Here is a 13,261-nt window from a genome sequence, read left to right as displayed (position 1 = left end):
CGATAGGATGATCGAGCAACATCGTCGTCTCCAGGTTGAATGGATGCAACCTCAGTCTGGCCTCAGACTTGGTCGCTATCCACCCCCATGGAATCTTCGTCGCAAGAGCTCCTCGCAATGACAAGAGCGACTAGTCATTGAACAATGGCGGCGGCACGAACCCGCCGAACTCGCGCTCGATCAGCTCGGCGAGCTTCAGCGGCGTGCGATCCTCGAGGAAGGGCCCGATGATCTGCACGCCCACCGGCAGGCCGTCCTTCGACAGGCCGAGCGGAATGGCCGTTGCGGGCAAGCCGGTCAGTGTGGCGATGCCGGGCCAGGCAAGCTGGTCCGGATAGGCAAAGTCCTTGCCGTCGATATTGATCCGGCGCGTCTCCTGCTGCGGCGAATGATCATGCGGGTAGGCCGGTGTCGGCATGATCGGACAGATCACCGCATCGAATGTCCTGAACAATTGCCGCCATTGCGCGCGCAGCCCGGCGCGGGCGCCCTCGTCGAACACCCAGGCTTGATGCGTGCAGGTCATGCCGCGCAGCCGCTCGGCGGCAAGGCTCTTGTCCTCTGGCGAGAGCTGCGCCGCTCCGGCACGTGCGCCGGCGAGAATGTCCGGCGAAAAGAACGCGCCGAGAAAGCTCATCAGCATGCGCATGTAGAGGCGCGAGGCTTCCGTAAAATCGGGAAACAGCGGACTCTCGCGTGCGACGCTGGCGCCCATGCTCGCCAATTGGCCCGCCAGCTTGTCGATCGCGCCGCGAATGTCGGCATTCGCCGGCAGCAACGGGTGAGTGTCAATCACGAGCACACGGAAATCCTTCAGCGTGTGATGTCGCGCCTCCGGCAACGCAAGCCTGTATCCGATGCCGAGGTCCAGCGGATCCGGCCCTGCCATCACTTCCAGGAGCAGAGGCAGATCGGCCGCACTCCGCGCCATCGGACCGATCACCGCCATGTCGCGCTCCATCGGGATGGCGGGAAATGGCGGCGGCGTATGGCCGCGCGTCGGGCAGAGATTGTAGGTCGGCTTGTGCGCATAGACCCCGCAATGGAAGGCGGGCACCCGCAGCGAGCCGCCGATGTCGGAGCCGAGCGAGAGCGGTCCATAGCCGGCCGCCAGCGCCGCAGACGAGCCGCCCGATGAGCCGCCGGGCGTGCGGCCGAGATCGAAGGGATTGTTGGTGACGCCATAGATGTCGTTGTAGCTCTGCCAATCCCCCAAGCCGACGGGAACGTTGGTCTTGCCGAGGATGATGCCGCCGGCGTTTTTCACCCGGGTGATCGACAGTGCATCTTCCGCCGGCTTGAAATCCTTCTGCGGCGTCCAGCCCCATGTCGTGGGCAGGCCGGCGACGTTGAAGGATTCTTTCACCGTGACGGGCAGGCCCAGCAGGGGTTTTCGTTCGCCGCGCGCCAATGCGGCGTCCGCCTCGCGCGCCGCAACAAGCGCGCGATCAAAATCGCGCACGCAGATCGCGTTGATCTTGCCGTCGTGACGTTCGATGCGGTCGATCGCGTCCCGGGTGAGCTCGACCGCGGAGACCTTTTTGGTGGTCAACGCGCTCGACAGCTCGACTGCTGTCTTGAAACTCCATTGCGATTTGGCCAAGGCATGCTCCTGTGCATATTTCGGAGGATGATGCGCAGTTTGGCCCAATGCCGCAACGGCTGTTTGATCGCGGTTGACGCTGTCATGCCCGCCGTGGCGGGGCATGACAGCATCAGATAGGCTGAAAGGGTTGGCTGCCTTACAGCTGGCCGAGCAGCGTATCGCCGCCGGAGACCTCGACCTTGCCGGGCATAGCCTCGAGATTCAGCTTCTTCACCACGCCGTCCTCGACCAGCATCGAATAGCGCTTGGAGCGGATGCCAAGGCCGTTAGCCGAGGCGTCCAGCTCCATGCCGATCGCCTTGGTGAAATCGGCATTGCCGTCGGCGAGGAAGATGGCCTCGTCGCGCTGGTCGGTGTCGCGCTTCCAGGCGTTCATGACGAAGGCGTCGTTGACGGAAACGATGGCGATGGTGTCGACGCCCTTGTCCTTGATGGCGTAGGCGTTGAGGAAGATGCTCGGCAGATGCATCTTGTGGCAGGTGCCGGTATAGGCGCCGGGCACCGCGAACAGCGCCACCTTCTTGCCCTTGAAGATATCGTCGGTGGTCTTCACCTGCGGACCTTCCGCCGTCATCACACGGAATTTCGCCTCGGGCAGCTTGTCGCCAACTTGGATGGTCATCGTCAGTCTCCCTGAATATCGGTCCCGCCTTTTAGACCGAGGCGCGGGCCTGCACAATATTGCCGGCGGCGGAAGCGGCGAGGCCGCGGTCGTTCACCGTGATGTCATCAGCCTGCAAAACCGCCGCCGTCGAGGAAGGCCTGCTCTTCCTCAGTCGTGTCACGGCCGAGAAGGCGATTGCGGTGGGGGAAGCGGCCGAAACGCTGGATGATGTCGGCGTGCTCGCGAGCGTATTTCAGGTTCTCGGCATTGTCGGTGTTTTGAAACAGCGCAACGCAATGCAGCTGGTCACTCAGGTGCTCGGAATGCATGAAGGGCAGATAGAGGAATTCGAGCAGGATGGGATCGACCTTGCGATCTGTGCCCCTTTCGATGGCGCGGCGGGCAACATCGCGCGCCAGCGCATCGCTGGCAAAGGCTTGCGGCGTGCCGCGGAACATGTTGCGGGGGAACTGGTCGAGCACGATGACCAGCGCGAGCGCGCCCTCGTCGCTCGTCTCCCATGATGCGAGCTCACCGGCGGCCGCCTTCTGCCACAGGCCGAGAAAGCGGCGCCTGACCTCTGCGTCGAAAGCGTCGTTGCGCTCATACCAGCGCTCGCGGCCGGCCTCGCGCCAGAAGGCGAGAACGTCGGATGGCGTGATGTCGCCGACCTCCAGCATGAATGAAAGCGGCCTTACGCCGCCTCCGCCTTCTTCTCGTCGCGGAGCTGCCGGCGCAGGATCTTGCCGACATTGGTCTTCGGCAAGTCGGTGCGGAATTCGATGTGCTTGGGCACCTTGTAGCCGGTGAGCTGCTCGTGACAGAACTTGATCACGTCCTCGGCCGTGAGGTTGGGGTCTTTCTTGACCACGAAGGCCTTCACAGCTTCGCCCGATTTGGAATCGGGGATGCCGATCACGGCGCATTCGAGCACGCCCGGATGGGTCGCGATGACTTCCTCGATCTCGTTGGGATAGACGTTGAAGCCGGAGACCAGGATCATGTCCTTCTTGCGATCGACGATCTTGGTGTAGCCTTTCTCGTCCATCACGCCGATGTCGCCGGTGCGGAAAAATCCGTCAGCGGTCATCACCTTGGCAGTCTCCTCCGGCTTGTTCCAATAGCCCGACATCACCTGCGGACCGTTGGCGCAGATTTCGCCGGGCTGGCCGAGCGGGACCTCGTTGCCATCGTCGTCGCGGATCGAGATCCAGGTCGAAGGCACGGGGATGCCGATCGTGCCCGAGAACTCCGTTGCCGTCGCCGGGTTGCAGGTCAGCGTCGGCGAGGTCTCCGACAGGCCGTAGCCTTCGGCGATGAAGCAGCCGGTGATCGCCTTCCACTGCTCCGCGACGGGGCGCTGCACCGCCATGCCGCCGCCGTTGGAGATCTTCAGCTTGGAGAAGTCGAGCTTCTTGAAGTCGGGATGATGCATCAGGCCGTTGTAGAGCGTGTTCACGGCCGGGAAGCTGTTGACCTGGTATTTCGCCAGCTCCTTGACGAAACCGGCGATGTCGCGCGGATTGGGGATCAACAGATTGCAGCCACCGGCGCGCACCGCGAGCAGGTAGCAGGCCGTCAACGCGAAGATGTGATAGAGCGGCAGTGCACAGACGATCATGAGCTGATCGACATGCGGCGGCGCGGCGAGTGCCGGCTGGAGCCAGGCGTCGTTCTGCAAGACGTTGGCGACGATGTTGCGGTGGAGCAGGGTGGCGCCCTTGGAGACGCCGGTGGTGCCGCCGGTATATTGCAGGAAGGCGACGTCGCCCGGCGAGAGTTTTGGCTTGCTGAAGGTCATGCCGCGGCCGGCGGAGAGCGCGTCGTTGAAGGACACTGCGCCCGGCAGCGACCAGGCCGGTACCATTTTCTTGAGGCGGCGGACCACGAGATTGACGATCACGCCCTTGAAACCGAGCAGGTCGCCCATGCTGGCGACGATGACGTGCTTGACCTGTGTCTTCGCGATCACCTGCTCGACCGTGTGGGCGAAATTCTCCAGCACGATAATGGCCTCGGCGCCGGAATCCTTGAGCTGATGCTCGAGCTCGCGCGGAGTATAGAGCGGATTGACGTTGACCACCGCGAAACCGGCGCGCAGCACGGCGGCGGTCGCGACCGGATATTGCAGTACGTTCGGCATCATGAGGGCGACCCGCGCGCCGCGCTGCAGCCCGCGGCCCTGCAAATAGGCGGCGAGCGCGACCGACATCTGGTCGAGGTCGCGATAGGTGATCGACTTGTCCATGCAAATGAACGCCTTGCAGTCGGCGAACCTGGTGAAGCTCTCCTCCAGCAGGTCGACCAGCGATGCGTATTGCGTCGGCTCGATGTCGGCGGGCACGCCGGGCGGATATTGCTTGAGCCAGATGCGCTCCATGGAAACTCCCCTCATCTAACTGAGCCCGTTGTGTCTCGGGCTTGCCTCATTGCCGTCAGTATCGAGCCTGCCGGAACGGGTGGCAAGCCGTCGAGGCTTATTGCAAAGGTCGGGGAGTAGCTATCGGAATCATCACTGAGCGCGCTGCCGCAGGTGCGAAGTGCGGGCGCGGTCCAGCCCCGAGGGGCCGTTAACTGTTGTTGGCCGGCTTGGTGGCGGCAGGCTTGGTGGCGGCCTTGGGCTTGGCGGGCTTCGGAGCCTGATCGCCGCTTGGCGCCGGTTTCTCGGCGGGTTTCGCCGCCGCATCGTGCTTGGCCGCGGCATGCTTGGTCCCGGCCGGCTTGGCTGCGGCCTTGGTGTCGCTTTTGGTATCGCTCTTGGCGTCAGGCTTGGCAGCCGGCTTCGCCGCCGCCGTCTTGGATTCCTTGCCCGCGTCCTTATTCCCGTCCTTCGGCTTGTCGGCGGCGTCAGGCTTCTTGGCGACGCGCGACTTCTTGCCACGCGGCTTCGCCACCGTCTGTTGGTCGGCATCGGCCGCGACGGCGGCGATCAGCGCCGTGCCGGTGCGAGTCGGGCCGGTATAGACCAGCACGGGCTCCGTGGCCGCCGGAGCAGAGGCTATCAACTCGGAGGCCTTGATCAGGGGCGGCTGAAGGCCGGCCGTGAAGAAGGTGACCTGGGCTTCGCCGCCGGTGGCCGATGCCGATCCGGTCGCCCCGCCATTGGCCGCGATCAACGCATCGTCGTCGTCGCTGGCCGGCCGCTTGCGGTTGGGCCCGCACATCTCGTCGCGCAGGTTCGGCGGCGAGGCGTCGACCGGCACGAGATTGTCGACGGTGCCGAGCGAGGGTCGCAGCCAGGTGAGATTGTCTTGAGCGAAGCCGCGCTCGAGCAACTGCGCCGCCTTCACCGCGCGCGCGGTGCCGGAATTGGCGCCCAGCACCACCGCGATCAGCCGGCGACCGTTGCGCGTGGCCGATGCCACGAGATTGTAGCCGGAGGCGCAGATGAAGCCGGTCTTGAAACCGTCTGCGCCGGGATAGCGGCCGATCAGCTTGTTGAAATTGCCGGTGATGCGCTTGCCGAAGCGGATCGCCGGGATGTGCACGAAGTACTCGTATTCCGGCAGGTCGCGCAGGAACGCGCGCGCCAGGATTCCGAGATCGCGCGCGGAGGTGATCTGGCCGTCGGCGGGCAGGCCGTTCGGATTGACGTAGCTCGTCTGCGTCATGCCGAGCTTCTTCGCGGTGTCGTTCATCATCGCGGAGAAGCCGTCGATCGATCCGCCGACGCCTTCGGCAAGCACCACGGCCATGTCATTCGCCGACTTGACCATCATCATCTTCAGCGCGTTGTCGACGGTGAGCTGCGTTCCCGGGCGGAAGCCCATCTTCGATGGCGACTGCGATGCTGCCGTCGGCGACACCGTGAGCAGCGTGTCGAGCGTGAGCCTGCCGTCCTTGACCGCCTTCAGCGTCACATAGGCGGTCATGATCTTGGTGACGGACGCGGGGTACCATGGAATGGTCGCATTATCGGCCTGCAGCACCTTGCCGCTGTCGGCCTCGATCAGCAGCAGCGCTTCGGCACTCGCCGCGCGCGGGGCGAGCAATGCGGCGCATGCGAGGCTCGCAGCGAACAGGTTGAACAGCGACTTGCGAAGCAGCGGGCGAAGGGCGTGCACTATCCGATTCCGGTCCTTGGAGACCCGCCGGTTCCGGGCGGTTCTCGTGATCTGATGTTCGGTTTTGAAATCCAGCGCCGCCGCTTGCGGCGTCGCAAACCTATACCGGCTGATGCCTCGAGAATAGGGGGACCGGTGCGGTATTCCGCAATGAAGTAGGCCGAATTTCGACGGTCCTATGGGGACTTGCTACGGGGATTTGACCGCAGTCGCGGCAGTCTCCGCCGCCGTCACGCTGGCCCGTGCGTTTTCCTGAACCATGAACTGGGCCCTGGCGAGCTCGGCGAAATGGCCGCCTTTGGCCACGAGTTCATCGAAAGTTCCGCTTTCGATCACCCGGCCGGCCTCGAACACCAGGATCCGCGTGGCGTTGCGGATGGTTGAGAGGCGGTGGGCGATCACGAAGGTGGTCCTGCCCTTCATCACTTCGTCGAGAGCGGTATTCACCTTGGCCTCGGTAACGGCGTCGAGCGCGCTGGTCGCCTCGTCCAGGATCAGGATCGGCGGATCTTTCAGCAGCGCGCGGGCGATCGACAGCCGCTGCCGCTCGCCGCCGGAGAGCATGCGGCCGCGTTCGCCGGCATTGGTCTCGAAGCCGCCGCTGCGCTCGATGAAGTCGAGCGCCTGCGCGCGCTCGGCCGCCTTGCGCATCTCGTCTTCGGTCGCATCCGGCTTGCCGACCAGCAGATTCTCCGCAATCGAGCGATTGAACAGCAGCGCCTCCTGGAACACCACGCCGATGTTCCGCCGCAGCGATGTCAGCGTGATCCCGCGTACATCCATGCCGTCGATCCGGATGAAGCCGGATTGCGGGTCGAAGGCACGGTGCAAGAGCGCGATCGCGGTCGACTTGCCGGCGCCGGTCGGACCGACCAGCGCGATGGTCTGGCCGGGCAGCGCCGTGAACGAGAGGTCCTCGACCGCCGGGCGCTTGCCGTCGTAGGAGAAGGTGACGTCGTTGAACTCGACGAGGCCGGAGAGCCTGCCGGCATCGATCGCGTCGGGGCGGTCGTGCACGGCGGGTACGGCATCGAGCACATTGAAGAATTCTCGCAGTCGTGGCGCCTCCATGAACACGCTGTTGATGAAGCTCACGACCTGTTCGAGCCTCTGGATCAGCATCGTCGCGAAACTCACGAACATCACGATCTCGCCGACGGAGGTCAGCCCCCGGTCGTGCAGCGCGATACCTATGGTGAAGATCGTGAGCACCGTGATGGTGGTCGAGGCGCGCGTGATGACGGTGACGAGCGCCCACCATGACAGCACCGGCATCTGCGCGGCCAGCAGCTCGTCGGCGACGGAGCGCAGCCCTTTGACCTCGGATTCGACGCGGACAAAGCTCTGCACCAGCGCGACGTTGCCGAGCGCATCGGAGGCGCGCGCAGACAGCTCGCTGTAGTGTTCCTCGACCTCCATCTGCATCCCGAAGGTCTTGCGCACCACGAAGGTCGTCAGCGCGGTGAAGACAATGCAGAGCACGAACAGCAGGATCGCGAGCCGCCAGTTCAGGTAGAGCGACAGCGGCAGCAGCACCACGACCGAGAGGATCGCAGCAAAATGCTCGCGGAAGAAGCCGAGCCATAGCCGCCACAGCGCGTCAGTGCCGTTGAGCATCACCTTCATCAGCCGGCCCGAATGGGTGCCGGAGTGGAAGGTCAGCGGCAGTTGCAGGATGTGCTCGAAATAATCGGTCAGCACCGCCTGGCGCTGGCGGTGCGAGAGCCGATCGGCCTGCAAGGCCACGAGCGCGCTGCATGCGATGGTGAACAGCCCGAACACGACCCAGGCGGCCAGGAACGGCCAGGCCGAGTTCGAGCCGGCCACCGACTTGCCCGAGAGCACGTCGATGATCCGGCCGAACAGCACGGGCTCGGCGAATTGCGAGCCCGCCAGCAGCAGATTGGCAATCGCGAGCAGCCAGCCCAGCCGCGCTTCCTTGCCGAGCAACTCGAGAACGCGGGTGTAGAGACGGAGGATGGACATGCGGGCGAGGAACTCGGCGAAGACGGACTTCGTATTCTAAGCAGGGATGCCCGCGAGATACAGCGGAAGCTTTCAGTTTTGCTCAGTTGATCACCCGGCCGGCCAGCGGCGGCAGGAATTGGTCGTCGAAGATCTCGGCCGCCGCCGGTCGATTGCGGAATTTGAAGTCCTGCGCGACCTGGCCGATCGAGCGCTCGAGGCGCGCCGGGTCGACGCCGCCGAGGCCGTTGCGCCTGACCTCGTCGGTCAGGATGTTGTCGGCGAGGGCGGTGCGCAGGCGCTCCAGCTCCAGGTTGCGGTCGCCATCCTCGATGCGACTGGCGGCCTCCTCCGCCGCGCGCCCCGGCTCCATGACGGTTGCGTTGACGCCCGCGATCAAGGCGCGGACGAAGCCCTTCACGGCATCCGGCTTTGCTGCGGCGAAGGCGGGATTGACCACCACGGCAAAGCCGTAGGCTTCGCAGCCGTAATCTGCATAGCGCAGCACGACGAGATCGGCTGCGGGCACGCCGCGGTCGCGCAGGTTCACGGCCGACAGGTAACTGAAGCCGGCGACCGCATCGACCTGGCCCGCGGAGAGGATCGGCTCGCGCACCGCCGCGCTGATCTTGTGGAATTTGACCCGCGATGCATTGATGCCGTTCTGCTGCGCCAGTGCCGGCCACAGCCGCATCGACAGGTCGCTGTCGGCGACGCCGACGGTCTTGCGGTCGAGATCGGACAGGAGGTGGATGCCGCGGCTCTTGCGCGCGACGATCGCATAGGGCGCGCGGTTGAACAGCACGAACACGGCCTTGATCGGGGCCGCATGGTCCTTGTCGCGAAAGCGGATCAGCTCGTTGATGTCGACGAGCGCGAGCTCGCTGTCGCCTTTGGCGAGGCGCGCGAGGGCTTCCGACGACCCGGCTGCGGTGTTGAAGGACACGCTGAGATGCTCGGCGCCGAACCTGCCGTCCTTTGCGGCCAGGAAGAACGGCGCCATGCTCGCGTCCAATGGACGATCGAAGGTGAAGTGAATTGCAACGGATGGGACTGCGGTCTCGGCCACGCTCACATCGCGTGCAATCAGCGTCGCAAGCGAAATCGAAAGAGCCAGCAGGCAACGAAGAGCAATCGTCTTGAATTCCGACATCAGTTGCGCTGGTCCGGCATTGTTATGGTTCGTGACGCTCGCAGCGCCGGCTGGCGATCAGTCTTTCCGCGCCAACATGAACGGCGGATGAGCGGCGATTGCGGCATCGTTACGCAACCCCATTCAGCTTGTGTTGGGGTTGGGGAACCCAACTTAGGTTATGCGGGTTTGAGAGGCATGAGCCTGTCCGCAGGCGTCCATTCCAGGTCCCAAAGGAGGGCCCAAGATATGATTGAGCGATTCTCCACGTTTGCGGGCCGAAAGGCCGTTCTTGCCACCGCGACGGCGCTGGCGCTGACCGCGATTGCTCCGACCGCTTCATACGCCGGCGGCCGCCACTGGCATGGCGGCGGAGGCGGCGCGGCCGCAGCTGCAGCTTTGGCCGCCATCGGCACAGGTCTCGCCATTGCCGCCACCCGTGATGCCTATGCCTATGACTACGGTCCGGGTTATGGCTATTACGGCGGGCCAGTCTATTACGGCCGCCCTGCTTACGGTCCCTATTATGGTCCGGGCCCCAACTACCAATATCAGCGCTATGGCGGGACGGCTCCGTCCGAGTTCTGCGGCCAAGGCTATTACACCAACTGCTACTAGCCGCCGGACGCCGTGCGTAACCCTGACAGGCCGTCGCGCTTGCTGTGCCGGCCTGTCGTTGCTTTTATTGCCGGGCGTTAACGCGCTCGCCATTGCTTTAGAGTAGTTTGAGTACATGAGTGATTCGCTTGAGCGGCTATATCTGGCTGTGCTCGCGGCCAGAGATCTTGATCCGGCAACATCGCGCACGGCCCGGCTGTTTCAGCGCGGCCCTTCCAAAATGGCGAAGAAACTGGCCGAAGAGGCCATCGAGGTCGTGATCGACGCGGTCAATGGCGATAGCGAGGCCGTGATCCGGGAGAGCGCCGATCTGCTCTACAATCTTACCGTGCTGTGGGCGTCGGCCGGGGTGCGTCCCGAGGACGTCTGGCGGGAGATGACGCGGCGTGAAGACATGCTCGGCATTGCCGAGAAGCTGCCGAAATCAGCGGTGAAATTGCCCAAAGTTGCGTCACCGCGCATTGCCTCAAGGCGGCCAATTGTCGCGCTCGAGGGCCGTGCCGCACGCAAGCGCCATTAAAGCGCGGCGAAAACGTCACAAAACTCGCGATGGACAAATCCGTCCCATGGTGCTTCATCGCGGCGCCATGCTGAAACGTATCTACGACTGGTGCATCGACGCCGCCCACAAGCCCTACGCGCTCTGGATCATGGGAGCCGTGTCCTTCGCCGAAAGCTCGTTTTTTCCGGTCCCGCCCGATGTGATGCTGATCCCGATGTCGCTGGCGCGCCCGCAGCGCGCCTGGGTCTATGCGGCGATCTGCACCGCGACCTCGGTGCTCGGCGGCATCGTCGGCTACGCCATCGGCGCGCTGCTGTTCGACTCGGTCGGCCAATGGCTGATCCAGGTCTATGGCCTCGGCGGCAAGGTCGATGCCTTCCGCGCCTCCTATGCGGAATGGGGTGCGATCATCATCCTGCTCAAGGGGCTGACGCCGATCCCCTACAAGCTCGTCACCATCACCTCGGGCTTTGCCGGCTACAACATCGTCCTGTTCATCTTGTGCTCGATCGTCGCGCGGGGCGGGCGCTTCTTCGTCGTCGCGATCCTGCTCAACCGCTACGGCGATTGGATCCGGATCAGGATCGAGAAGCATCTCGGATTGTGGGTCGCGATCGGCGCGATCGTGCTGGTGCTCGGCTTCGTCGTCGCTATCAAGTTGATCTAAGGGTGCGGCGGCTTTGCCACCGGGCCGGCTTCGGCTACGGTTGCCGTCATGATGGGTCGATCCGGCAATCCGGTCCTGCGGCTGGGGACGCTGATATTCGTCGTGCCTTGGCTCCTGCTTGGTGCCGCCACGCCGGCGTGGACGCAAGCTGCGCCCGCGCTCGGCCTCCAGGAGCAGGGGACGCAGGCCGCGCCGCCGCCGTCGACGCCCGCTCCTTCGGCGCCGCCGGCGCGCGAGGAAAATCCCGGGCTGATCAACGAAATGGGCAAGCTGTTCGACAAGCTGCCCTCGATCCTGCCGCCGATCAAAAGCCCGGGCGAGACCATGAACGATTTGTCGCGACTGACGAAACCGTCCACCATGGTCTCGGGGCGCGTGGCCTGTCCGGCCTCCGCGAACGGCGCGCCCGACTGCAAGCAGGCTGCCGACCAGCTCTGCCAGAGCAAGGGCTATAAGAAAGGCAAGAGCCTGAACGCCGATTCCGCCGAGAAATGCTCGGCCAAGGTCCTGATTCCGGGCCGGCAACGCAAGCCGGACGATTGCCGCACCGATACTTTCGTGACCAGCGCGCTATGCCAGAACTGACGTGATCGACGTTGCGCGCATGCAACAAGGAGCGCCTATGAGCCGCACGGAGCAGGACTTCCTCGGGCAGCGTGACATCGCCGACGACATTTATTACGGCGTCCAGACCATCCGCGGGAAGGAGAACTTCCACATCACCGGCATTCCGATGAACCAGGAGCCTTACTTCGTGAAGGCGCTTGGTTACGTGAAGAAGGCGGCCGCCATGGCCAATCGCGATCTCGGCGCGATCGACGCCAAGGTTGCGGACGCGATCATCCTGGGCTGCGACCGCGTGATTGCCGGCGACATGATGGACCAGTTCGTCACCGACTTCATCCAGGGCGGTGCTGGCACATCGACCAACATGAACGCCAATGAGGTGATCGCCAACCTCGCGCTGGAATCACTTGGCTTTGCGAAGGGCGATTACCAGCACGTCAGCCCCAACGATCACGTCAATTACGGCCAGTCCACCAACGACACCTATCCGACCGCCTTTCGCCTGGCGCTGATCCTGCGGCTCGAGAGCTACATGACGGCGTTGCGCCAGCTCCAGGAAGCTTTCTTCGCCAAGGGCCGCGAATTCGACCGTGTGCTGAAAATGGGCCGCACGCATCTTCAGGACGCGGTGCCGATGTCGCTGGGGGCCGAATTCCGGGGATGGGGCACCACGATCGGCGAGGAGGTCGATCGCATCTCCGAGGCCCGTGCGCTGCTGCGCGAGATCAATCTCGGCGCCACTGCGATCGGCACCTCCGTCACCGCCGCCGTCGGCTATCCCAAGCTCGCGGTCCGGCACCTGAGCGCGCTGACCGGCGTCGAGTTTGTTCTCGCCGGCGATCTCGTCGAGGCGACCTCCGACACCGGCGCCTATGTGCAGCTCTCGGGCGTCCTCAAGCGCACCGCCAGCAAGCTGACGAAGATCTGCAACGACATCCGCCTGCTCGCCTCCGGTCCGCGCGCGGGCTTCAACGAGATCAACCTGCCGCAGCTTCAGCCGGGCTCTTCGATCATGCCTGGCAAGGTCAATCCCGTCATCCCCGAGGTGGTCAACCAGACCAGCTTCCTGGTCATCGGTCTCGACACCACCGTGACGCTGGCCGCAAGCGCCGGCCAGCTCCAGCTCAACGTGATGGAGCCGGTGATCTCGTTTGCGCTGTTCTTCTCGATCCGCACCATGGAGCGCGCGGTCAACAGCCTGCGCGAAAATTGCGTCGTCGGCATCACTGCCAACGAGGAGCACACCCGCAACATGGTGCTGAACTCGCTCGGTATCGTCACGGTGCTGAAGCCCCTGCTCGGCTACAAGCAATGCGCCGAGATCGCACGCGAGGGCTACAAGAGCGGCAAGTCGCTGCACCAGATCGTGGTGATCGAGCGCAGGCTGCTGACGCAGGAGAAATGGGACGAGATGTTCTCGTTCGAGCGGCTGATCAATCCGGATTTGATTTCGTAGCTGTCGGCCATCCGCAGCTCTCGCCTGCATTTTGAGGAGCCTTTGCGACGAAGCTCCGCGGCGCTCGCACTGACTTAGGC

At 64.1% G+C, this 13,261-nt stretch carries 12 protein-coding genes; 5 read left to right on the top strand and 7 right to left on the bottom strand.

Translation table 11 applies throughout. The annotated features are described in order from the left end of the window. Positions 1 to 130 precede the first annotated feature (130 nt). From IVA87_RS02290 to IVA87_RS02260, 7 genes are all read right to left on the bottom strand, one after another. A complete protein-coding gene (locus IVA87_RS02290; protein ID WP_247298957.1) occupies positions 131 to 1,603 on the bottom strand; it encodes an amidase in 1,473 nt (490 codons plus the stop codon). 139 nt (positions 1,604 to 1,742) lie between these two features. Continuing rightward, on the bottom strand, positions 1,743 to 2,228 hold the full coding sequence (locus IVA87_RS02285) for a peroxiredoxin (protein WP_247278954.1): 486 nt from the start codon (positions 2,226 to 2,228) through the stop codon (positions 1,743 to 1,745). A gap of 107 nt (positions 2,229 to 2,335) precedes the next feature. Beyond that, positions 2,336 to 2,890: a DUF924 family protein gene (locus IVA87_RS02280; RefSeq protein WP_247298959.1), complete on the bottom strand. Its 555-nt coding sequence runs from the start codon at positions 2,888 to 2,890 to the stop codon at positions 2,336 to 2,338. 14 nt (positions 2,891 to 2,904) lie between these two features. Further along, a complete protein-coding gene (locus tag IVA87_RS02275; RefSeq protein ID WP_247332637.1) occupies positions 2,905 to 4,590 on the bottom strand; it encodes a long-chain fatty acid--CoA ligase in 1,686 nt (561 codons plus the stop codon). A gap of 190 nt (positions 4,591 to 4,780) precedes the next feature. Then, entirely contained in the window at positions 4,781 to 6,274 is a 1,494-nt protein-coding gene (locus tag IVA87_RS02270) for a D-alanyl-D-alanine carboxypeptidase family protein (RefSeq protein ID WP_247298963.1), read from the bottom strand. A 189-nt stretch (positions 6,275 to 6,463) separates the two neighbouring features. Next, complete coding sequence (locus tag IVA87_RS02265; protein WP_247298965.1) at positions 6,464 to 8,260, bottom strand: glucan ABC transporter ATP-binding protein/ permease; 1,797 nt, start codon at positions 8,258 to 8,260, stop codon at positions 6,464 to 6,466. A gap of 82 nt (positions 8,261 to 8,342) precedes the next feature. Continuing rightward, positions 8,343 to 9,392 (bottom strand): ABC transporter substrate-binding protein, encoded by a 1,050-nt coding sequence (locus tag IVA87_RS02260; protein ID WP_247332634.1) that lies wholly within the window; start codon positions 9,390 to 9,392, stop codon positions 8,343 to 8,345. 228 nt (positions 9,393 to 9,620) lie between these two features. Between IVA87_RS02260 and IVA87_RS02255 the strand changes: the two genes are divergently transcribed. The 5 genes from IVA87_RS02255 to IVA87_RS02235 all read left to right on the top strand — a co-directional run bounded on the left by IVA87_RS02255 (position 9,621) and on the right by IVA87_RS02235 (position 13,181). Then, positions 9,621 to 9,989: a hypothetical protein gene (locus IVA87_RS02255; RefSeq protein ID WP_247332631.1), complete on the top strand. Its 369-nt coding sequence runs from the start codon at positions 9,621 to 9,623 to the stop codon at positions 9,987 to 9,989. 115 nt (positions 9,990 to 10,104) lie between these two features. Then, positions 10,105 to 10,509 carry a phosphoribosyl-ATP diphosphatase gene (gene hisE, locus IVA87_RS02250; RefSeq protein WP_247298970.1) on the top strand — a complete coding sequence of 135 codons (405 nt, stop codon included), beginning with the start codon at positions 10,105 to 10,107 and terminating at the stop codon, positions 10,507 to 10,509. A gap of 46 nt (positions 10,510 to 10,555) precedes the next feature. Beyond that, positions 10,556 to 11,158 carry a YqaA family protein gene (locus IVA87_RS02245; RefSeq protein ID WP_247298972.1) on the top strand — a complete coding sequence of 201 codons (603 nt, stop codon included), beginning with the start codon at positions 10,556 to 10,558 and terminating at the stop codon, positions 11,156 to 11,158. 48 nt (positions 11,159 to 11,206) lie between these two features. Further along, on the top strand, positions 11,207 to 11,743 hold the full coding sequence (locus tag IVA87_RS02240) for a hypothetical protein (protein ID WP_247298974.1): 537 nt from the start codon (positions 11,207 to 11,209) through the stop codon (positions 11,741 to 11,743). A gap of 37 nt (positions 11,744 to 11,780) precedes the next feature. Further along, complete coding sequence (locus IVA87_RS02235; RefSeq protein WP_247278944.1) at positions 11,781 to 13,181, top strand: aspartate ammonia-lyase; 1,401 nt, start codon at positions 11,781 to 11,783, stop codon at positions 13,179 to 13,181. The last annotated feature ends 80 nt before the right edge of the window (positions 13,182 to 13,261 follow it).

Source organism: Bradyrhizobium sp. 147 (assembly GCF_023073935.1).
GTDB lineage: Bacteria > Pseudomonadota > Alphaproteobacteria > Rhizobiales > Xanthobacteraceae > Bradyrhizobium.
The sequence above is the reverse complement of the archived record's forward strand: the minus strand, read 5'-3'. Positions and strand labels throughout refer to the sequence as shown.

Coding starts and splice junctions, on each gene's coding strand:
- hisE (WP_247298970.1), top strand. CDS start 10,105: ATGAGTGATTCGCTTGAGCGGCTATATCTGGCTGTGCTCGCGGCCAGA.
- IVA87_RS02285 (WP_247278954.1), bottom strand. CDS start 2,228: ATGACCATCCAAGTTGGCGACAAGCTGCCCGAGGCGAAATTCCGTGTG.
- IVA87_RS02260 (WP_247332634.1), bottom strand. CDS start 9,392: ATGTCGGAATTCAAGACGATTGCTCTTCGTTGCCTGCTGGCTCTTTCG.
- IVA87_RS02280 (WP_247298959.1), bottom strand. CDS start 2,890: ATGCTGGAGGTCGGCGACATCACGCCATCCGACGTTCTCGCCTTCTGG.
- IVA87_RS02265 (WP_247298965.1), bottom strand. CDS start 8,260: ATGTCCATCCTCCGTCTCTACACCCGCGTTCTCGAGTTGCTCGGCAAG.
- IVA87_RS02235 (WP_247278944.1), top strand. CDS start 11,781: ATGAGCCGCACGGAGCAGGACTTCCTCGGGCAGCGTGACATCGCCGAC.
- IVA87_RS02275 (WP_247332637.1), bottom strand. CDS start 4,590: ATGGAGCGCATCTGGCTCAAGCAATATCCGCCCGGCGTGCCCGCCGAC.
- IVA87_RS02245 (WP_247298972.1), top strand. CDS start 10,556: ATGGTGCTTCATCGCGGCGCCATGCTGAAACGTATCTACGACTGGTGC.
- IVA87_RS02240 (WP_247298974.1), top strand. CDS start 11,207: ATGATGGGTCGATCCGGCAATCCGGTCCTGCGGCTGGGGACGCTGATA.
- IVA87_RS02255 (WP_247332631.1), top strand. CDS start 9,621: ATGATTGAGCGATTCTCCACGTTTGCGGGCCGAAAGGCCGTTCTTGCC.